Annotated in this window: 30 protein-coding genes and 1 pseudogene; 30 read left to right on the top strand and 1 reads right to left on the bottom strand. The window is 41.3% G+C overall.

Annotated features, from left to right (window positions below; all coding sequences use genetic code 11):
- The first annotated feature begins 9 nt into the window (after nt 1-9).
- The 25 genes and pseudogenes from rplB to ACINWC743_RS14985 all read left to right on the top strand — a co-directional run bounded on the left by rplB (nt 10) and on the right by ACINWC743_RS14985 (nt 13,311).
- On the top strand, nt 10-834 hold the full coding sequence (gene rplB / locus ACINWC743_RS15105; RefSeq protein ID WP_004825191.1) for a 50S ribosomal protein L2: 825 nt from the start codon (nt 10-12) through the stop codon (nt 832-834).
- Between the two features lie 19 nt (nt 835-853).
- On the top strand, nt 854-1,129 hold the full coding sequence (gene rpsS / locus ACINWC743_RS15100) for a 30S ribosomal protein S19 (RefSeq protein WP_004281508.1): 276 nt from the start codon (nt 854-856) through the stop codon (nt 1,127-1,129).
- A gap of 11 nt (nt 1,130-1,140) precedes the next feature.
- On the top strand, nt 1,141-1,470 hold the full coding sequence (rplV, locus tag ACINWC743_RS15095) for a 50S ribosomal protein L22 (RefSeq protein WP_001982638.1): 330 nt from the start codon (nt 1,141-1,143) through the stop codon (nt 1,468-1,470).
- A 1-nt stretch (nt 1,471) separates the two neighbouring features.
- Nucleotides 1,472-2,288 (top strand): annotated as a pseudogene (gene rpsC, locus ACINWC743_RS15090) (30S ribosomal protein S3).
- Entirely contained in the window at nt 2,228-2,641 is a 414-nt protein-coding gene (gene rplP, locus ACINWC743_RS15085; protein WP_004825189.1) for a 50S ribosomal protein L16, read from the top strand. Before rpsC ends, rplP begins: the two are co-directional and overlap by 61 nt.
- Nucleotides 2,641-2,838 (top strand): 50S ribosomal protein L29, encoded by a 198-nt coding sequence (gene rpmC / locus ACINWC743_RS15080; RefSeq protein WP_004825188.1) that lies wholly within the window; start codon nt 2,641-2,643, stop codon nt 2,836-2,838. Before rplP ends, rpmC begins: the two co-directional genes overlap by 1 nt.
- Nucleotides 2,835-3,092, top strand: coding sequence for a 30S ribosomal protein S17 (rpsQ, locus tag ACINWC743_RS15075; RefSeq protein ID WP_004725698.1), 258 nt, complete (start codon nt 2,835-2,837; stop codon nt 3,090-3,092). Before rpmC ends, rpsQ begins: the two co-directional genes overlap by 4 nt.
- Nucleotides 3,093-3,184: 92 nt before the next feature.
- Nucleotides 3,185-3,553 (top strand): 50S ribosomal protein L14, encoded by a 369-nt coding sequence (rplN, locus tag ACINWC743_RS15070; RefSeq protein ID WP_004725701.1) that lies wholly within the window; start codon nt 3,185-3,187, stop codon nt 3,551-3,553.
- Between the two features lie 11 nt (nt 3,554-3,564).
- A complete protein-coding gene (gene rplX, locus ACINWC743_RS15065) occupies nt 3,565-3,882 on the top strand; it encodes a 50S ribosomal protein L24 (RefSeq protein WP_004825187.1) in 318 nt (105 codons plus the stop codon).
- A 16-nt stretch (nt 3,883-3,898) separates the two neighbouring features.
- Complete coding sequence (gene rplE, locus ACINWC743_RS15060) at nt 3,899-4,435, top strand: 50S ribosomal protein L5 (protein WP_004825186.1); 537 nt, start codon at nt 3,899-3,901, stop codon at nt 4,433-4,435.
- Nucleotides 4,436-4,444: 9 nt separating this feature from the next.
- Nucleotides 4,445-4,750, top strand: coding sequence for a 30S ribosomal protein S14 (gene rpsN / locus ACINWC743_RS15055; protein ID WP_004825185.1), 306 nt, complete (start codon nt 4,445-4,447; stop codon nt 4,748-4,750).
- Between the two features lie 13 nt (nt 4,751-4,763).
- Complete coding sequence (rpsH, locus tag ACINWC743_RS15050) at nt 4,764-5,159, top strand: 30S ribosomal protein S8 (RefSeq protein WP_004725709.1); 396 nt, start codon at nt 4,764-4,766, stop codon at nt 5,157-5,159.
- Nucleotides 5,160-5,172: 13 nt separating this feature from the next.
- Nucleotides 5,173-5,706 carry a 50S ribosomal protein L6 gene (gene rplF, locus ACINWC743_RS15045; protein ID WP_004725711.1) on the top strand — a complete coding sequence of 178 codons (534 nt, stop codon included), beginning with the start codon at nt 5,173-5,175 and terminating at the stop codon, nt 5,704-5,706.
- Between the two features lie 14 nt (nt 5,707-5,720).
- The gene (gene rplR, locus ACINWC743_RS15040; RefSeq protein ID WP_004725713.1) at nt 5,721-6,071 is read left to right on the top strand and encodes a 50S ribosomal protein L18; all 351 of its coding nucleotides are present in this window, start codon (nt 5,721-5,723) and stop codon (nt 6,069-6,071) included.
- Between the two features lie 2 nt (nt 6,072-6,073).
- Nucleotides 6,074-6,571 carry a 30S ribosomal protein S5 gene (rpsE, locus tag ACINWC743_RS15035; protein WP_004825184.1) on the top strand — a complete coding sequence of 166 codons (498 nt, stop codon included), beginning with the start codon at nt 6,074-6,076 and terminating at the stop codon, nt 6,569-6,571.
- A gap of 6 nt (nt 6,572-6,577) precedes the next feature.
- Nucleotides 6,578-6,754, top strand: a complete 177-nt coding sequence (gene rpmD, locus ACINWC743_RS15030) for a 50S ribosomal protein L30 (protein ID WP_004825182.1) — start codon at nt 6,578-6,580, stop codon at nt 6,752-6,754.
- Nucleotides 6,755-6,757: 3 nt separating this feature from the next.
- Nucleotides 6,758-7,198 (top strand): 50S ribosomal protein L15, encoded by a 441-nt coding sequence (gene rplO, locus ACINWC743_RS15025; RefSeq protein WP_004825179.1) that lies wholly within the window; start codon nt 6,758-6,760, stop codon nt 7,196-7,198.
- 45 nt (nt 7,199-7,243) lie between these two features.
- On the top strand, nt 7,244-8,563 hold the full coding sequence (gene secY / locus ACINWC743_RS15020; protein WP_171064902.1) for a preprotein translocase subunit SecY: 1,320 nt from the start codon (nt 7,244-7,246) through the stop codon (nt 8,561-8,563).
- A gap of 21 nt (nt 8,564-8,584) precedes the next feature.
- Nucleotides 8,585-8,701, top strand: coding sequence for a 50S ribosomal protein L36 (rpmJ, locus tag ACINWC743_RS15015; protein ID WP_000867907.1), 117 nt, complete (start codon nt 8,585-8,587; stop codon nt 8,699-8,701).
- Between the two features lie 107 nt (nt 8,702-8,808).
- Entirely contained in the window at nt 8,809-9,165 is a 357-nt protein-coding gene (gene rpsM / locus ACINWC743_RS15010; RefSeq protein ID WP_004825176.1) for a 30S ribosomal protein S13, read from the top strand.
- A 19-nt stretch (nt 9,166-9,184) separates the two neighbouring features.
- Nucleotides 9,185-9,571 (top strand): 30S ribosomal protein S11, encoded by a 387-nt coding sequence (gene rpsK / locus ACINWC743_RS15005; protein WP_001040166.1) that lies wholly within the window; start codon nt 9,185-9,187, stop codon nt 9,569-9,571.
- Nucleotides 9,572-9,583: 12 nt separating this feature from the next.
- Nucleotides 9,584-10,207 carry a 30S ribosomal protein S4 gene (gene rpsD, locus ACINWC743_RS15000; RefSeq protein ID WP_004825175.1) on the top strand — a complete coding sequence of 208 codons (624 nt, stop codon included), beginning with the start codon at nt 9,584-9,586 and terminating at the stop codon, nt 10,205-10,207.
- Between the two features lie 17 nt (nt 10,208-10,224).
- Complete coding sequence (locus ACINWC743_RS14995) at nt 10,225-11,232, top strand: DNA-directed RNA polymerase subunit alpha (RefSeq protein ID WP_004650465.1); 1,008 nt, start codon at nt 10,225-10,227, stop codon at nt 11,230-11,232.
- An 18-nt stretch (nt 11,233-11,250) separates the two neighbouring features.
- The gene (rplQ, locus tag ACINWC743_RS14990) at nt 11,251-11,616 is read left to right on the top strand and encodes a 50S ribosomal protein L17 (RefSeq protein WP_004281488.1); all 366 of its coding nucleotides are present in this window, start codon (nt 11,251-11,253) and stop codon (nt 11,614-11,616) included.
- Nucleotides 11,617-11,817: 201 nt separating this feature from the next.
- Nucleotides 11,818-13,311 (top strand): flavin-containing monooxygenase, encoded by a 1,494-nt coding sequence (locus ACINWC743_RS14985; RefSeq protein ID WP_009586044.1) that lies wholly within the window; start codon nt 11,818-11,820, stop codon nt 13,309-13,311.
- Nucleotides 13,312-13,427: 116 nt separating this feature from the next.
- On the opposite strand, the gene ACINWC743_RS14980 is transcribed toward ACINWC743_RS14985, so the two are convergent.
- Complete coding sequence (locus ACINWC743_RS14980; RefSeq protein WP_005034122.1) at nt 13,428-14,600, bottom strand: acyl-CoA dehydrogenase family protein; 1,173 nt, start codon at nt 14,598-14,600, stop codon at nt 13,428-13,430.
- 180 nt (nt 14,601-14,780) lie between these two features.
- Between ACINWC743_RS14980 and ACINWC743_RS14975 the strand changes: the two genes are divergently transcribed.
- From ACINWC743_RS14975 to rrtA, 5 genes are all read left to right on the top strand, one after another.
- Nucleotides 14,781-15,038 carry a succinate dehydrogenase assembly factor 2 gene (locus tag ACINWC743_RS14975; protein ID WP_004825172.1) on the top strand — a complete coding sequence of 86 codons (258 nt, stop codon included), beginning with the start codon at nt 14,781-14,783 and terminating at the stop codon, nt 15,036-15,038.
- The gene (locus tag ACINWC743_RS14970) at nt 15,031-15,429 is read left to right on the top strand and encodes a hypothetical protein (protein WP_009586036.1); all 399 of its coding nucleotides are present in this window, start codon (nt 15,031-15,033) and stop codon (nt 15,427-15,429) included. Before ACINWC743_RS14975 ends, ACINWC743_RS14970 begins: the two co-directional genes overlap by 8 nt.
- A gap of 202 nt (nt 15,430-15,631) precedes the next feature.
- Nucleotides 15,632-15,787, top strand: a complete 156-nt coding sequence (locus tag ACINWC743_RS24520) for a hypothetical protein (protein ID WP_004825168.1) — start codon at nt 15,632-15,634, stop codon at nt 15,785-15,787.
- 216 nt (nt 15,788-16,003) lie between these two features.
- Complete coding sequence (locus ACINWC743_RS14965) at nt 16,004-17,092, top strand: hypothetical protein (protein ID WP_004825166.1); 1,089 nt, start codon at nt 16,004-16,006, stop codon at nt 17,090-17,092.
- Nucleotides 17,093-17,167: 75 nt separating this feature from the next.
- Nucleotides 17,168-17,746 (top strand): rhombosortase, encoded by a 579-nt coding sequence (gene rrtA / locus ACINWC743_RS14960; RefSeq protein WP_009586051.1) that lies wholly within the window; start codon nt 17,168-17,170, stop codon nt 17,744-17,746.
- Nucleotides 17,747-17,926: the final 180 nt, after the last annotated feature.

Genomic DNA, 17,926 nt, shown 5'->3' with positions numbered 1-17,926 from the left:
ACGAAAATTATGCCGATTCAAAAATGTAAGCCAACGTCTCCAGGACGTCGCTTTGTAGAGAAAGTGGTTCATGATCACCTTCACAAAGGCGCGCCTTATGCACCGTTGGTTGAAGCTAAAAAACGTACTGGTGGTCGTAATAACAACGGTCACATTACTACTCGTCACGTTGGTGGTGGTCATAAACAACACTACCGTATCGTTGACTTTAAACGTAACAAAGATGGCATTCCTGCTGTAGTTGAGCGTATTGAATACGATCCTAACCGTACATCTCATATTGCTTTATTGAAATATGCTGACGGTGAGCGTCGTTATATTATCGCTGCTAAAGGTTTACGTGCTGGTGATAAAGTACAGTCTGGTAACGATGCTCCAATTCGTCCAGGTAACTGCTTACCACTTCGTAACATGCCTATCGGTTCTACACTACATAACATCGAGCTTAAAATCGGTAAAGGTGCACAATTAGTGCGTTCAGCTGGTACTTCTGCTCAGTTGTTAGGTCGTGACGGTTCTTACGCAATCATTCGTCTTCGTTCAGGCGAAATGCGTAAAGTACACGTTGAATGTCGTGCTGTGTTAGGTGAAGTATCTAACTCAGAAAGCAACCTTCGTTCACTTGGTAAAGCAGGTGCTGCACGCTGGCGTGGCGTTCGTCCTACCGTTCGTGGTATGGCGATGAACCCAGTAGACCATCCACATGGTGGTGGTGAAGGGCGTAACAAAGGTATTCAACCTGTAAGCCCATGGGGTCAAAAAGCTAAAGGGTACAAGACTCGTACCAATAAGCGTACGACTAAGATGATCATTCGCGACCGTCGCGTTAAGTAACAAGTAAAGGAATCTGACAATGCCTCGTTCTCTGAAAAAAGGCCCATTCGTCGATGCGCACTTGTTCGCTAAGGTTGAAGCGGCAATCGCGGCTAATAACCGTAAGCCGATCAAAACTTGGTCGCGTCGTTCGATGATCCTCCCGGATTTTGTTGGTTTAACAATTTCTGTACACAATGGCCGTAACCATGTTCCAGTGATCGTATCTGAACATATGGTTGGTCATAAATTAGGTGAATTCGCGCCAACTCGTACCTATCGTGGTCACGGTGTTGACAAGAAGTCTAAACGTTAATAGGTGCTATGATGGAAGTAACTGCTAAATTACGCGGTGCCGCTATCTCGGCACAAAAAGCACGTTTGGTTGCAGACCTAATTCGCGGCAAATCTGTTGCGCATGCTTTAAATATCTTGAACTTCAGCAACAAAAAAGCTGCAGTTTTAGTTAAAAAAGCTTTGGAATCTGCGATTGCAAACGCTGAACACAATAACAGTTTAGATGTTGACGATCTTAAAGTATCTACGATTTACGTTGATGAAGGCATGAGCCTTAAACGTATTATGCCACGTGCTAAAGGCCGTGCAGATCGTATTACTAAGCGTACTTGTCACATTACCGTTAAGGTAGGGGTTTGATATGGGTCAGAAGGTTCATCCAATCGGTATCCGCCTTGGTGTTGTAAAACGTCATAACGCCAACTGGTATGCGAGTCCGAAACAATACGCTGAATATTTGCTTAAAGATCTTCAAGTTCGTGAGTTTTTAACTAAGAAACTTAAAAGCGCGATGATCAGCAATATTCTTATCGAGCGTCCTACAGGCGCTGCTAAAGTAACAATTAGCACTGCTCGTCCAGGTATCGTGATCGGTAAAAAAGGCGAAGACATTGAAAAATTACAGCGTGAACTCACCACTATTATGGGTGTTCCAGCGCAAGTAAGCATCAACGAAATCGATCGCCCAGATTTAGACGCTCGTTTAGTTGCTGAAGCAATCGCTTCTCAATTAGAGAAACGTGTAATGTTCCGTCGTGCTATGAAGCGTGCGGTTCAAAATACGATGCGTGCTGGTGCTAAAGGTATCAAAGTTGAAGTTTCTGGTCGTTTAGGCGGTGCAGAGATTGCACGTACTGAATGGTATCGTGAAGGTCGTGTACCTTTGCATACACTTCGTGCTGATATCGACTATGCAACTATGCGTGCTGAAACTACTTACGGTACGATTGGTGTTAAAGTTTGGATTTTCCGTGGTGAGATCTTAGGTGGCATGAAACAAGTCATGAACCCTGCTCCTGCTGAAGAACGTCCAGCTAAACGCGGTCGCGGTCGTGGTGAAGGTCAAGAGCGTCGTGGTCGTCGCAATGATCGTTCTGCTGAAAAAGGAGAATAATCCATGTTGCAACCTAAACGTACTAAATTCCGTAAGGTGCAAAAAGGCCGTAACACTGGTCTAGCGCATCGTGGTAGCACAGTATCTTTCGGTACAATCGCACTTAAATCTATTGAACGTGGTCAAATGACTGCACGTCAAATTGAAGCTGCGCGTCGTACAATTAGCCGTCGTGTTAAACGTGGTGGTAAGATCTTTATCCGTGTTTTCCCAGACAAACCAATTACTGAAAAACCATTAGAAGTTCGTATGGGTAAAGGTAAAGGTTCTGTGGAATACTGGGTTTGCCAAATCAAACCAGGTAAGATCTTGTACGAAATGGATGGTGTTAGTGAAGAATTGGCACGCGAAGCGTTTACGCTTGCAGCTGCTAAGCTTCCATTTAAAACCACTATCGTTACTAAGACGGTGATGTAATGAAAACTAAAGATCTACGTGAAAAGTCGGTAGAAGAGTTGACAGCTTTGCTTGATGAGCAACAGTTGAACCAATTCCGTCTTCGTATGGCGAAAGCAACAGGTCAATTGGGTAAATCGCATGAAGTTGCGTTAACTCGTAAGACTATTGCTCGTATCAAGACCCTCCTTACCGAAAAACAGGGGAACGCACAATGAGTGAGCAAACAGTTCGCACGTTAACAGGCAAAGTAGTAAGCGACAAAATGGACAAGTCTATTGTTGTACTTATCGAACGCCGCGTTCAACACCCGTTGTATGGCAAATCAATCCGCCGTTCAACAAAATTACACGCTCATGATGAGAACAACACTGCTAAAACTGGTGATGTTGTAACCATTAAAGAAAGCCGCCCAATTTCAAAAACTAAAGCTTGGACTTTAGTGGAAGTTATTGAAGCAGCTGCTGAGTAATTAGACGTTCTTGTTGCATCATCGGTCAATTTCGAGTACTCTTTGAGCCTTTCGAAATTGCGACCGGTGATGCTCGGTTTTGGAGTAGGGCAATGATTCAGACCGAAAGTATGCTAGACGTAGCAGACAACAGTGGTGCTCGCCGCGTACAATGTATTAAAGTACTTGGTGGTTCACATCGTCGTTATGCTTCTGTTGGCGACATTATTAAAGTTACTGTAAAAGAAGCAATTCCGCGTGGTCGTGTTAAAAAAGGCGACGTGATGAATGCAGTTGTAGTTCGTACTAAATTCGGTATTCGTCGTCCAGACGGTTCTGTGATCCGTTTCGATGATAATGCTGCAGTTATCTTGAACAACAACAAGGCTCCGATTGCCACTCGTATTTTCGGACCAGTGACTCGTGAACTTCGTACTGAACAGTTCATGAAAATCATTTCATTGGCTCCTGAAGTTCTATAATAGAGGCAATCATGGCTAAGATTAGAAAAGGCGATCAAGTAATTGTGATCGCAGGTAAAGAAAAAGGCAAACAGGGTACTGTTTTGTCTGTTTCAAATGACCAAGTTAAGGTTGAAGGCCTTAATTTAGTTAAGAAGCATCAAAAGCCGAACCGTGCAACAGGTGCTGAAGGCGCTATCGTTACACAAGAAGCTTCGCTTCATATTTCAAACGTGGCAATTTTAAATGCTACAACCCAAAAGGCTGACCGTGTTGGTTACCAAGTGATTGAAGGCGTGAAAACTCGCGTTTACAAATCAAATGGTGAATCAGTGGCGGTAGCGAAGTAATAGGTTGAAATAGGCTATGGCCAGACTTAAAACACGTTATAACGACGAAATCCGAGCTAAGTTAAAAGAAGAACTTGGTTTGGCTAATGTGATGGAGATTCCTCGCATCACTAAAATCACCATCAACATGGGTGTTGGTGCGGCTTCAGCTGACAAGAAATTGTTAGATGGCGCTTTGGCGGATATGCAAGCTATTGCTGGTCAAAAACCAGTTCTTACATTAGCGCGTAAATCAATCGCTGGTTTTAAAATCCGTGATGGTTGGCCGATTGGTTGTAAAGTAACTTTACGCGGCGAACAAATGTACGAATTCTTAGATCGTTTGATCTCTATTGCGATTCCTCGTATTCGTGACTTCCGCGGTTTTTCTGCGAAATCATTCGATGGTCGTGGTAACTACTCAATGGGTCTCAAGGAACAAATCATGTTCCCTGAAATCGATTTTGATAAGATCGATCGTATTCGTGGTATGGATATTACTATCACTACGACTGCTCGCACCGATGACGAAGGCCGTGCGCTAATCCGTGCATTCGGCTTCCCGTTCAAATAAGAGGTCGATATGGCTAAGAAAGGTATGATTAATCGCGAATTGAAACGCGAAGCTACAGTTGCTAAATACGCTGCAAAACGTGCTGAATTAAAAGCAACAATTGCAAACGTAAATGCTTCTGATGAAGAACGTTTCGAAGCGATGATGAAGTTACAAGCATTACCACGTAATGCGTCTCCAGTACGTCTTCGTAACCGTTGTGGTTTAACTGGTCGTCCTCATGGTTACTTCCGTAAGTTCGGTTTAAGCCGTAACAAATTACGTGACACAGTAATGCAAGGTGATGTACCGGGCGTTGTTAAGGCAAGCTGGTAAGGAGCGACTATAAATGAGTATGCAAGATACCGTTGCCGACATGTTAACTCGTGTTCGTAACGCACAAATGGCAAAGAAACAAACTGTTTCTATGCCTAATTCTAAGTTGAAAGTTGCAATTGCAAACGTACTTCAACAAGAAGGTTACATTTCAAATGTAGAAGTTGCTGATCTTGAAGGCAAAGCTACTTTGACAATTACTTTAAAATATTTTGAAGGCAAACCAGTTATCGAAACTGTGAAGCGCGTAAGCCGTCCAGGTCTACGTCAGTATCGCGGTAAAGATGCACTTCCGAGCGTTAAGCAAGGTTTAGGTATTGCAATTGTTTCTACAAGCAAAGGCATCATGACTGATCGCGCTGCACGTGCTGCGGGCGTTGGTGGTGAAGTTATTGCTTTTGTTTCTTAATAGGTGATTCCTCATGTCTCGTGTGGCTAAAGCCCCAGTAACTGTACCTAACGGTGTAGCAGTTACTCAGAACGGCCGGCAGGTCGAAGTGAAAGGCAGCAAAGGTACGTTGTCTTTCAACCTGCATGCGCTGGTCGAGCTTAAACAGGAAGAAGGTCAACTTCATATTGCTCCAGTTAAAGAATCTCGTGATTCTTGGATGCAAGCTGGTACTGCTCGCGCTGTTCTTAATAACCTTGTTAAAGGTGTTAACGAAGGCTTCGAACGTAAGTTACAACTGATCGGTGTTGGTTATAAAGCTGCGGTTAAAGGTACTGTTGTAAACCTTAACCTTGGTTATTCTCATCCAATCGATTACGCTCTTCCAGAAGGTGTAACTGCTGAAACTCCGACTGCTACTGAAATCATTTTGAAATCAGCTAACAAGCAATTGTTAGGTCAAGTTGCTGCAGAAATCCGTGGTTATCGTCCGCCAGAGCCTTATAAAGGTAAAGGTGTTCGTTATTCTGACGAAGTTGTACTTCGTAAAGAAGCTAAGAAGAAATAAGGCGCGAGGTTCTTATGAACGAAAAGAAACAATCCCGTTTGCGTCGTGCGAAAAGCACACGCTTGCACATTCGTGCATTGGGTGCGACTCGTTTGTGTGTAAACCGCACGCCGCGTCACATCTATGCTCAAGTTATTTCTGCAGATGGTGGCAAAGTATTAGCGCAAGCTTCTACTTTGGATGCATCTTTACGTAGCGGAACTACTGGTAATGTAGATTCAGCTACTAAAGTAGGTGCTTTAATCGCAGAACGTGCAAAAGCTGCTGGTGTAACTAAAGTTGCATTTGACCGTTCTGGTTTTAAATATCATGGTCGTATCAAAGCCTTGGCTGATGCTGCTCGTGAAAACGGCTTGGAGTTCTAATCATGGCTAAAGTTGAACAAAACGAAGGTCTTGTTGAAAAGCTGGTTGCCGTTGATCGTGTAGCCAAAGTTGTTAAGGGTGGTCGTATCTTCTCTTTCACAGCATTAACTGTTGTGGGTGATGGTAATGGTCGTGTAGGTTTTGGTCGCGGTAAAGCGCGTGAAGTTCCAGCTGCTATTTCTAAAGCACTTGAAGCTGCACGCCGCAACATGATCACTGTTGATCTTGTTGATGGTACTGTACAACATCCTATTAATGCTCGTCATGGCGCTAGCCGTGTTTACATGCAACCTGCATCAGAAGGTACTGGCGTAATCGCTGGTGGTTCTATGCGTGCGGTTTTAGAAGCTGCTGGTGTACGTAACGTATTGACGAAGTGCTATGGTTCTACTAACGCAGCTAACGTTGTAAACGCGACTTTTAACGGTTTGCGTGATATGACTTCTCCTGAGAAAGTTGCTGCGAAACGTGGTCTTTCAGTAGAACAAATTTTAGGGTAATCAATCATGAAAACGATTAAAGTTACCCAGACTAAATCTTCTTCGCATCGTTTGAAAAATCACAAACTTTGCCTACAAGGTTTAGGTCTGCGTCGTATTGGTCATACAGTAGAAGTGGTAGATACTCCTTCTAACCGTGGTATGATCAACAAAGTCTACTATATGGTTAGTGTAGAGGAATAAGCCATGACTCTGCGTTTAAATGAGCTTGCACCTGCTGAAGGTGCAAAACGTGAAAACCGTCGTTTAGGCCGTGGTATCGGTTCTGGCGTAGGTAAGACTGGTGGCCGTGGTGTCAAAGGTCAAAAATCACGTAAAAGCGGTGGCGTTCGTCCAGGCTTTGAAGGTGGTCAAACTGCGTTATATCGTCGTTTACCTAAATTCGGTTTCACAAGCCAATTGGCTTTGAAAACTGCTGAAGTACGTTTGTCTGAACTTGCTAAAGTTGAAGGTGATATCGTTTCACTTGAAACTTTGAAAGCTGCGAATGTAGTACGTAAAGATATGATACGTGCTCGTGTCGTTCTTTCTGGTGAAATCACTCGTGCATTCACTGTTCAAGGTGTTGCATTGACTAAAGGCGCTAAAGCTGCTGTTGAAGCTGCTGGCGGTAAAGTCGAGGAGTAATCGCGAGTGACTATGTCTCCTAGTTCTACAGGTCATGTTAACATGATGAAAGGTCAGCCATTTCACGTGAAATACCGTGAAATTATTCGCCGATTAATGTTCTTGATTGGTGCATTGGTGGTCTTTCGACTAGGAGCGCATATTCCGCTGCCAGGTATTGATAATGTTGCTCTAGAACGTTTTTTCAAAGCTAATGAAGGTACTTTCTTAGGTTTGTTTAATATGTTCTCGGGTGGAGCATTAGAACGAATGTCCATTCTTGCGTTAGGGATCATGCCATACATTTCTGCATCCATTATTGTGCAGTTAATGTCTACAGTGGTTCCTTCGTTAGAAGCATTGAAGAAAGAAGGCGAGCAAGGTAAGCGTAAGATCAATCAATATACGCGTTACGGCACTCTATTGCTTGCATTGGTTCAAGGTATCGGGATGTGTGCTGGTCTGATTAGTCAAGGGATTACTTTGACTTCAGGACTGGCTTTTTACGTTCCAGCACTAACATCGTTGGTTGCAGGTACTATGTTCCTGATGTGGTTAGGTGAGCAGATTACTGAACGTGGTGTTGGTAACGGTATCTCAATGATTATCTTTGCAGGTATTGTTGCTGGTTTACCGAACTTAGTGATTCAAGCATTTACTTCGGTAGATAATGGTCAATCCAGTCTTATTGGTTTGGCTGTATTTGGATTGCTATCAGTTGCTGTTTTAGCCGCAATTGTGTTTATTGAGAAAGCTCAACGTCGCATACCTGTAAACTATGCACAAAAACAGCAAGGTCGTCGTGTATTTACTGCACAGCAAACGCATTTGCCATTGAAAATCAACATGGCAGGGGTAATTCCAGCAATTTTCGCAAGTTCGTTATTGTTGTTCCCTGCAAGTTTAGGACAATGGTTAGGCAGTGCTGATCCAAATGCAGGAATTGTAAAACGTAGCCTACAAGATTTGGCATTGGTATTATCGCCTGGACAACCGTTGTATTTAGTGCTCTTCGGTGCGTTAATTATCTTTTTCTGTTATTTCTATACGGCGCTTGTATTTAGCCCGAAAGAAGTATCAGAGAACTTGAAACGCAGTGGAGCTTACGTACCTGGTATTCGCCCAGGTGAGCAAACTGCTCGTTACTTAGATCATATTCTTAATCGTTTGACGTTTATTGGTGCAATCTATATCACGGTCATCTGTTTAATGCCGATGATTTTACAAAGCTCTTTCGGTATTCCATTCCATTTGGGTGGTACCTCATTGCTTATCGTGGTTGTGGTTGTGATGGACTTTATGGCTCAGCTTCAAGCCCATCTCACTTCGCATCAATATGACAATCAATCGTTAATGAGAAAAACGACTGCTCATCCTAAGGGATAAGCGCACTTAGAAGGTTTCATCATGAAAGTACAAGCTTCTGTAAAGAAAATTTGTGGTAGCTGTAAAGTTATCCGTCGTAATGGGGTTATTCGCGTAATTTGCAGCGCAGAACCTCGTCATAAGCAGCGTCAAGGTTAATTTAATTAAGACCTGTTGATTTCAGTAGGCTAATTAGGTTATTATCCGCCCCTCAAGATTTTTGTGGGGCGGTTGATTATCTCTACTGCCTTTTTGGAGAAATTTGAATGGCTCGTATTGCCGGTGTAAACATTCCGGATAACAAGCATGCTGTTATCTCTCTCACGTATATTTTTGGTATTGGTCGCCACACTGCTAAGAGCATCTTAGCTGCTGCTGGTATTGCAACTACGACTAAAATCCGTGAATTAGATGACGCTCAGCTTGATGCGATTCGTGCTGAAGTTGCTAAGGTTCCTACCGAAGGTGACTTACGTCGCGAAATTTCCATGAACATTAAACGTTTAATGGATTTAGGCTGCTACCGCGGTCTTCGTCATCGTCGCAGCTTGCCTGTTCGTGGACAACGCACCAAAACTAACGCACGTACCCGTAAAGGTCCGCGCAAACCTATTAAGAAATAAGATTTCTGGAAGCTAAAAGATGGCTAAAGATACTCGCACACGCAAGAAGGTCACTCGTACCGTCTCTGAAGGTGTTGCACACATTCACGCTTCTTTTAATAACACCATTGTTACGATTACTGATCGTCAAGGTAATGCATTGGCTTGGGCTACTTCAGGTGGACAAGGCTTCCGTGGATCACGTAAATCAACTCCGTTTGCTGCTCAGGTAGCTGCTGAAGTTGCTGGTAAAGCTGCTTTAGATTACGGTTTGAAAAACTTGGACGTCCTTGTTAAAGGTCCTGGTCCAGGTCGTGAATCTGCGGTTCGTGCATTAGGTGCAGTGGGTTATAAAATTAACAGCATTACCGATGTGACTCCGATTCCGCACAACGGTTGCCGTCCACCTAAAAAACGTCGCGTGTAAGGAGAAACATTCATGGCTCGTTATATTGGTCCAAAATGCAAACTCTCTCGCCGCGAAGGGACAGACCTGCAATTAAAATCTGGCGTTAAACCTTTTGACGTCAAAACAAAAAAATCTGCTAAAGCTCCTGGTCAACATGGCCAAAGCCGTGCTAAACAATCTGAGTATTCACTACAATTACGTGAAAAACAAAAAGTACGTCGTATGTACGGTGTTTTAGAGCGTCAATTTAGTAATTACTACAAAGAAGCTGCTCGTGTTAAAGGCGCAACTGGTGAAAACTTGTTGAAATTGCTTGAAAGCCGCCTCGATAACGTTGTTTATCGCATGGGTTTTGGTTCTACACGTGCAGAAGCTCGTCAGCTGGTATCTCACCGTTCAATCACTTTAAATGGTCGTCGTGTTAACATCGCGTCTATCCAAGTTAAAGCGGGTGACGTGATTGCAGTTCACGAAAGCGCTAAACAACAATTACGTATCAAAAACGCAATTGAATTAGCTGCTCAACGTGGCACAGCTGCTTGGATTGACGTAGATCATTCAAAACTTGAAGGTACATTTAAAGCTGCACCTGATCGTTCTGATTTACCTGCTGAAATCAACGAAAGCTTGATTGTAGAATTGTATTCTAAATAATCCTTGAGGTAGCAATAATGACGCGTACTGCAAACGAGTTTCTAACTCCGCAAGCGATCAAGGTCGAAGCGGCAAGCGGGACCTCGGCAAAAGTGATTCTTGAACCATTAGAGCGTGGCTTCGGTCATACTCTTGGTAATGCTTTACGTCGCATCCTATTGTCTTCTTTACCTGGCGCTGCTGTGGTAGAAGTTGAAATAGAGGGTGTCGAGCACGAGTACAGTACTTTAGAAGGCTTGCAGCAGGACATCGTCGAGCTCTTGCTGAACCTAAAAGGATTGTCTATTAAGCTGTTCGATCAAAACGAAGCATATTTAACATTGGAAAAGCAAGGTCCTGGCGATGTAACTGCTGCTGATCTTCGCTTACCGCATAATGTTGAAGTGGTTAACCCTGAACATTTGATCGGTACTTTAAGTGCTTCAGGCTCATTAAAAATGCGCTTGAAAGTTTCTCAAGGTCGTGGTTATGAAACTTCTGACTCACGTTTCCCTGAAGGTGAAACGCGTCCTGTAGGTCGTCTACAGTTAGATGCTTCTTATAGCCCAATCAAACGTGTGTCTTACACAGTTGAAAACGCTCGTGTAGAACAACGTACTGACCTTGATAAGCTGATCATTGATCTTGAAACAAATGGAACAGTAGATCCTGAAGAAGCGATCCGCAAAGCGGCAACAATCTTGCAACAACAAATTGCAATTTTTGTTGATCTTCAGAAAGATCAAGCTCCAGTTGCTCAAGAGCCACGTGAAGAAGTTGATCCAATCTTGCTTCGTCCAGTTGATGATCTAGAGCTTACTGTTCGTTCTGCTAACTGTTTGAAAGCAGAAAATATTTACTACATTGGTGATCTAGTACAGCGTACTGAGGTTGAGTTGCTTAAAACTCCTAACCTTGGTAAGAAATCGCTTACTGAGATCAAAGATGTTCTGGCTTCTAAGGGCTTACAGCTCGGCATGCGTTTAGAGAACTGGCCACCAGCTAGTCTCCGTATGGACGATCGTTTCGCCTATCGTAGCCGTTAATTAAGTAGGACTATCACCATGCGTCATCGTAATAGTGGTGTGAAATTAGGCCGTACCAGCAGCCATCGTAAAGCGATGTTCCAAAACATGGCGAATTCTTTGTTTGAGCACGAGTTAATCAAAACGACTGTGCCTAAAGCAAAAGAATTACGTCGTGTAGCTGAGCCTTTAATCACTTTAGCTAAAAACGATACTGTAGCAAACCGTCGTTTAGCGTTTGCTCGTACTCGTTCAGCAGCAACAGTTGGTAAATTATTTACCGTTCTTGGCCCTCGTTACAAAGAACGTAACGGCGGTTATCTACGTGTTCTTAAAGCTGGTTTCCGTGCAGGTGATGCTGCGCCGATGGCTTATGTAGAGCTTGTGGATCGTGAAGTAAACTAATTACTTACGTCATAGAACAATCGGTTGTTCGAAAAAGGTCGGTGTCTCACCGACCTTTTTTTGTGCCTGTATTGTTAGACAATTTTTTGAATTTGTCCTCAATTGACATAAATTTCGTCAGAAAAATTCAAACTTGACATTGCGTATTGTCAAATTTATGCTTTAATAAAAATGTACTCTTAAAAAGGTTATAAAAAGAACATGGAAAAGCAAGTTGATATTCTTATCGTTGGCGCAGGTATCTCTGGTATCGGTGTTGCTGCACATCTTTCTAAAAACTCGCCACAACGTTCATTTGAAATTATTGAACGTCGTGCAAGCTTCGGTGGTACGTGGGATTTATTTAAATATCCTGGTATTCGCTCTGACTCAGATATGTCTACATTTGGTTTTAATTTTAAACCATGGCAAAAAGCCAATGTATTAGCTGATGGCGCATCAATCAAAGGTTATGTTGCAGAAGTTGTTGAAGAGTTTAAGTTAAAAGATAAAATTCATTTTAATCATCGTGTGCGTACTGCAAATTATGATTCTTCAATTAAAAAATGGATTGTAGAAATTGAAGATGAAAATCAAAAATTACAAACTTGGGTCGCAAACTTCGTAGTTGGCTGTACAGGTTATTATAATTACGATCAAGGGTATCAACCCGACTATCCAGGTAAAAATGATTTTAAAGGTGAATTCGTTAATCCACAATTTTGGCCAGAAAACTTAGATTACACAGGTAAAAAAGTAGTGATTATTGGTAGTGGGGCAACTGCCATTACTTTAGTTCCTGCAATGGCTAAAGGTGGAGCAGGTCATGTGACCATGTTACAACGCTCACCGACTTATGTTGCGTCTATTCCATCAATTGATTTTGTTTATGACAAGATGCGTAAAGTTTTACCAGAAGATATTGCCTATAAATTGACTCGCGCACGTAACATTGGTATTCAACGTGGTTTATATGCTTTGGCACAGAGCCAACCAAAAATTGTTAGAAGTTTTTTACTGAATCGAATTGAACGTCAGTTAAAAGGCTCAACAACAGATATTAAGCATTTTACACCTAGTTATAATCCTTGGGATCAACGTCTATGTGTCGTTCCAGACAGTGATTTATTTAAAACCTTACGTTCGGGTAAAGCCAGTGTGGAAACCGATCATATAGAAAGAATCACTGAAACAGGTATTCAGCTCAAGTCTGGTAAGCATTTAGATGCAGACATCATTGTTTCGGCAACAGGTTTAGAAATTCAAATTTTAGGTGGTATTAAAGCTACTATTGATAATAAGCCAATGAATACTTCTCAACATATGTTGTATCAGGGTGTAATGGTCAGCGATGTGCCAAACATGGCGATGATTATTGGTTATATCAACGCATCATGGACATTGAAAGTTGATATTGCAGCAGAATATATCTGTCGTCTGGTCAATTATATGGACAAGAAAGGCTATGATGAAGTGATTCCTCAAGGTGATGCAACAGAGTTAATGGAAGATACTGTGATGGGTAGCTTAAGCTCGGGCTATATCGCACGTGCTGCGGACGTTATGCCAAAACAAGGTAAGCATGCGCCTTGGAAAGTGACCAATAATTATCTTGCAGATCGTAAAGAGCTTAAAAATGCCAAGTTTGATGATGGGGTTTTAAAGTTTCACAAACGGGAAGCGCAAGCAGCAAAAAAGCCTAAACTGGTTTCCTGATTTAATTTGGAAATAAAAAGGAGCGTAAGCTCCTTTTTTATGTGATGATAAAATTTAATTATAAAAAGCTTGGCTATAGAAAAAGGAGCCGAAGCTCCTTGATTAGAACATTTCAATTATAAGGAACGTGAAATGAGTTCTTTCATAATTTCATTGGTTCCTGCATAAATCCGATTTGCACGATTATCAATATATGCACGAGCAATTGGATATTCCATCATATAGCCATAGCCACCATGCAATTGTAGACATTCATCGACAACATTTGAAAATAGTTCAGAAATTTTATATTTTGCCGCTGCTGCAGCATCGACCCCTAAGCTTCCTTGAAGTTGTAATTCCATACAACGATCAAGATAAGCACGGCAGAAATCAATTTCTGTGCGCATTTCTGCAAGTTTGAAACGGGTATTCTGAAATGCACCAATCGGTTTACCAAAGGCTTTACGATCTTTGGTATATTGAACGGTATGCGCCAGTGCGGCTTCTGCACCCGCCTGACAAATAATTGCCACCAACATACGTTCCCAAGCCAACTCTTTCATGAGCATGATGAAGCCCATACCTTCCATACCCAAAAGGTTTTCTTTCGGGACTCGCACATCTTCAAAGAACAATTCACAAGTGTCTTGACCTTTCATCCCAATTTTATTGAGGGGTTTGCCTTTGGTAAATCCAGCACGGTCTGCTTCAACGATAATTAAGGATAGGTTTGCCGAACCTTTATCAGAATTGCCTGTTTTACAGACCACAATTGCCATATCACAAAGATAACCATTGGTAATAAAGATCTTAGAACCATTGATGACATATTCATCACCATCCAGAACGGCTGTAGTGCGAACACCTTGTAAGTCAGATCCAGTACCCGGTTCAGTCATTGCAATTGCAGTGACGGTTTCACCAGATGCCATTTTAGGCAACCAATGTTTCTTTTGCGCTTCATTACCAAAATTATTGATATAGTTGGCAACGATATCTGAATGTAGAGAAAAGCCAGTTGAAGAATCCATCGCATAGGCTTGTTCTTCAATTAAGATCATGCTGTATAGGCGATCTACTCCATAACCACCATATTCTTCAGGCATGGTTGCACAAAGTAAACCCAGCTCACCAGCCTTATTCCACAAGTCACGGTCGACATGTTGTTGTTGCTCATACTTTGCAATATTCGGTACAACTTCTTTTTCATAAAATTTTCGTACAGTTTCACGAAAAGCCTCGTGATCTGAATTAAATAATTGGCGTGGCAACATATTGCTTAGAGGTCGAATTGCACCTGATTGCATTTTTATAATATCCATATGAGTTTTAGTGAGTTGAAATTAGGTGAAATGTCGAATTGCCGCAATGAGATGAATGCTCAAAACTTATTTTTAAATGATGAATTTGGTCATTTCAAAGAATTTAGCGCGAAATTAATGTTGAATAAGGTAAACTAAGCCAGAACTGAATCATTGGGGTAAAAAATGTCAGAAGAAATGAGTTTAGAAGAGCGTAAGGTGATTTATCGCGCACGTCGTGGTCTAAAAGAGATTGATGTTTATTTTGACCCTTATGTAAAACAATATTACTTACAAGCGGATGCACAAGAAAAAGCCTTATTTAAAGAATTGGTTGATCAAGAAGATCCAGACCTACTTGATTGGTTTATGGAGGTTTCTGAACCACCACGTCCAGAGTTAAGAGTATTGATCAATAAGTTAAAACATTATGTTCATGGCTGAATCAAGTCAACATCAGCGATATGAATTAAGACCCAGTCGGATTGCACTGGGTTTTCAGCTTTTATGCCTAGCATTGATGTTTATTCTGTGGCTGAAAATTTTGAATATTTGGTTGTGTTTGTTGTTACTGTTGTTGGGATTACTCAGTTTAAAATGGTTGAGAAAACATCGGCAGGTAAAAAGTTTGGCACAATTGGATTTAGCTGAATGGGTGATTCAATATACGGATTTACAACAAGCACAGCATGTGCAGATCAAACACATGATTGATCATAGTTTTTATGTTGTGGTGTATTTTAATGAAAAAAAACATGCGAATTTGATTATTTGGCAGGATCAAATGAGTATTTTGGCGTGGAAATCTTTAAAATCTAGGGTCAAACTTCAATAATTGTCTAACAAATATAAATTTTTAAAGTTAAATTTAATCCTGATAAAACAATTTCTTAATTAAAAAAATGGCAATCTAGTTCACATTGTTAGACCAAAAGGATAAAAAATTGTGCAATTCAGCAATTGTCTGACAATTATCTCTTCAAAAACATACTTCTACCTGTAAATTAAAAATACCAACAGCGAGGAGGAATTTCCAAATGGGTGAAATTCATACGTTTTGGTTCTTAGTGGTTGCAATCATGCTTGCAATTATATTTGGAAGACTAGGAACTATGCTGAGGGAACAGATTGAAAAGGCTCACGATAACAAAGTTAACGCGAGTAAGTTTAAAACCAATAAGCTCTCTCAATAGAGTTTACCTTTTAATAAGTAGCATGTGCTGAACCGTCGCAATGCTACTTTTTTTTGCCTAAAATTTCTATAAAAAAAAGATCAGGTCAATTGAATACACAAGGAAGTCTGTCAAATTGTTCAGATAGAATTAGAGCAATTACTCTTTTATTCAGAGAATGCATCTGATATTGTTATTTAAAAAGGATATAAACACAATTATATAGAGGACAGGAGTATGTCTAAGGCCCGTAAATTTGGTCAATTGATGCTGACCGCTGTGATTGCTTCGTCTGTATTATCAGGATGCTCATATGTCGTTAAATCAGGCGCCAATGTTGCACTTGGATTTAGTGAAAAGCATATCGTTCCACCAATTTTGGCGGGAAATGATACTGATATGGCGTGTAATTCTGGCAATGCATTAACTCCAGCAATCATGGCAACTAAAGATATGGGGGCAGATCCAACCCGTATGGCAGTATTACTCTATTCCGCTGCGGGAATGTGTGCAGAAAATCGCGCCTTGGATGCTGAACTCAGATATTTACGTGCTTCCAAAGACGGTAAAGTCACAGAAGCGCAAGATGCGCGTGTAGAACAAAAGCGCTGGGCAGCATTGGCAGCAGAACGCCAATACACGGGTTATCAGTTATTTGCAGAACGTTGGCAAGCCAAATATAAATATACCTTGGGTGACTCTTGTCCAACCATGCGTAAGGACTTAGATCAAACCATCTATCTCATTGGTTTACTGAGTGGCTTGCAGGCTATGACCAATGATATTAACTCTGGCGGTGCAGTGAATGTGCCTAAAGATATTGCTGCAATAGTTGAACGTGGTATGACATGTTTAGACAATAACAAATTCTGGGGTGCGCCAATGGCGACCCGTGCTGTAATTTGGATCTTGTTACCAGGTGCAGGAGATGGTAAGCCAGATCCGACACAAACCTTACAACAATCTATGCAAATTGCAGAACAAAAAGGCGTTCGTTTGGCATTTGCAATGAATGCTGTGGCTGCTCAAGCCAGCGGTGATGACGCAAAATTGCGATCTGCGTTAAAAGCTTATGCTGCATCTCGTGCTGATGATAAGCCTGTTAACCCTGAATTTAGATTGTTAGATGGTATGGCAGGTCAGATGATCCAAGGTATCGCAGATCGTTACTGGACTGAAAACACAGGTGTACGTGCGCCAGATGATGGTATGTCTACTTTCTGGGATGAACAAGCTTCCTCTGGTGATGACGAGTTATTCAATGACTTACCTGCGCCAACAGAAGATCCTGCTCCATCTACAGAAGAACCCGCAAATAATCCATAACATTCATTTTCTTTCTAATGAATAGATTGGTTAGAATCAAAGAAGAGCAATAGCTCTTCTTTTTTATGGTGTCGTATGGTCCAACAGAAGCATAATGAGAATTTTTGGTTTATTGGTTTAAGCATCACTTTTTTTGCAGTTCTTCAGCTTTTTCAAAATACCTTGATTTATCAATCAGACTTATTTCTGACTCAACCTTGGCGTTGGTGGACAGGGCATTGGGTACATGTGGGATGGATTCATTATGGCTTAAATGTGTTGGCTTTGGCATGTCTCCCTTTGCTATTTCCCAACATTCAACAAAAAGTCTTAATCTTATTATTGCTGGTTTTATCACCTTTACTCAGTCTTTGTTTCTATCTATTTTATCCTCAGATTTTCGCTTATGCAGGCTTGTCAGGTGTTTTGCATGGTTTATTTATTTTTTGTGCAATTGTGAGTTTGCAACAACCACAGGAACATAAATTTGCTGCATTGCTACTCTTACTCATCCTTGGAAAAATAGCTTGGGAATATCGCTTTGGCGCTCTACAAACAGAACAATTGATTGGTCATCCTGTATTGACGCAGGCTCATTTACTAGGTGTCATTTTTGGCAGTATTTGTTCAATTTTAACTTTGGTTTTTCATTTTAATGTTTTAAAGAATAAGTAATATTGTAAGTGGAGACAAAAATATTAACTTCTTACAATTGATTAATTTTGATCTGCTTTTGTTCTTGATTCTTCAGGCATTCAGCGTATTTTAGTAAGAATAATAGATAAACACTGATTTTTTCTCATATTAAATTATAAATTTAGAGGTGAGTTGACAAAAAGGTCGCCAAAAAAATTA

This window comes from Acinetobacter sp. WC-743 (assembly GCF_000335555.1).
In the GTDB taxonomy this organism is placed as follows: Bacteria; Pseudomonadota; Gammaproteobacteria; order Pseudomonadales; family Moraxellaceae; genus Acinetobacter; species Acinetobacter bereziniae.
Note: the sequence above shows the minus strand (reverse complement) of the source record. Positions and strands in the feature narration are given on the sequence as shown.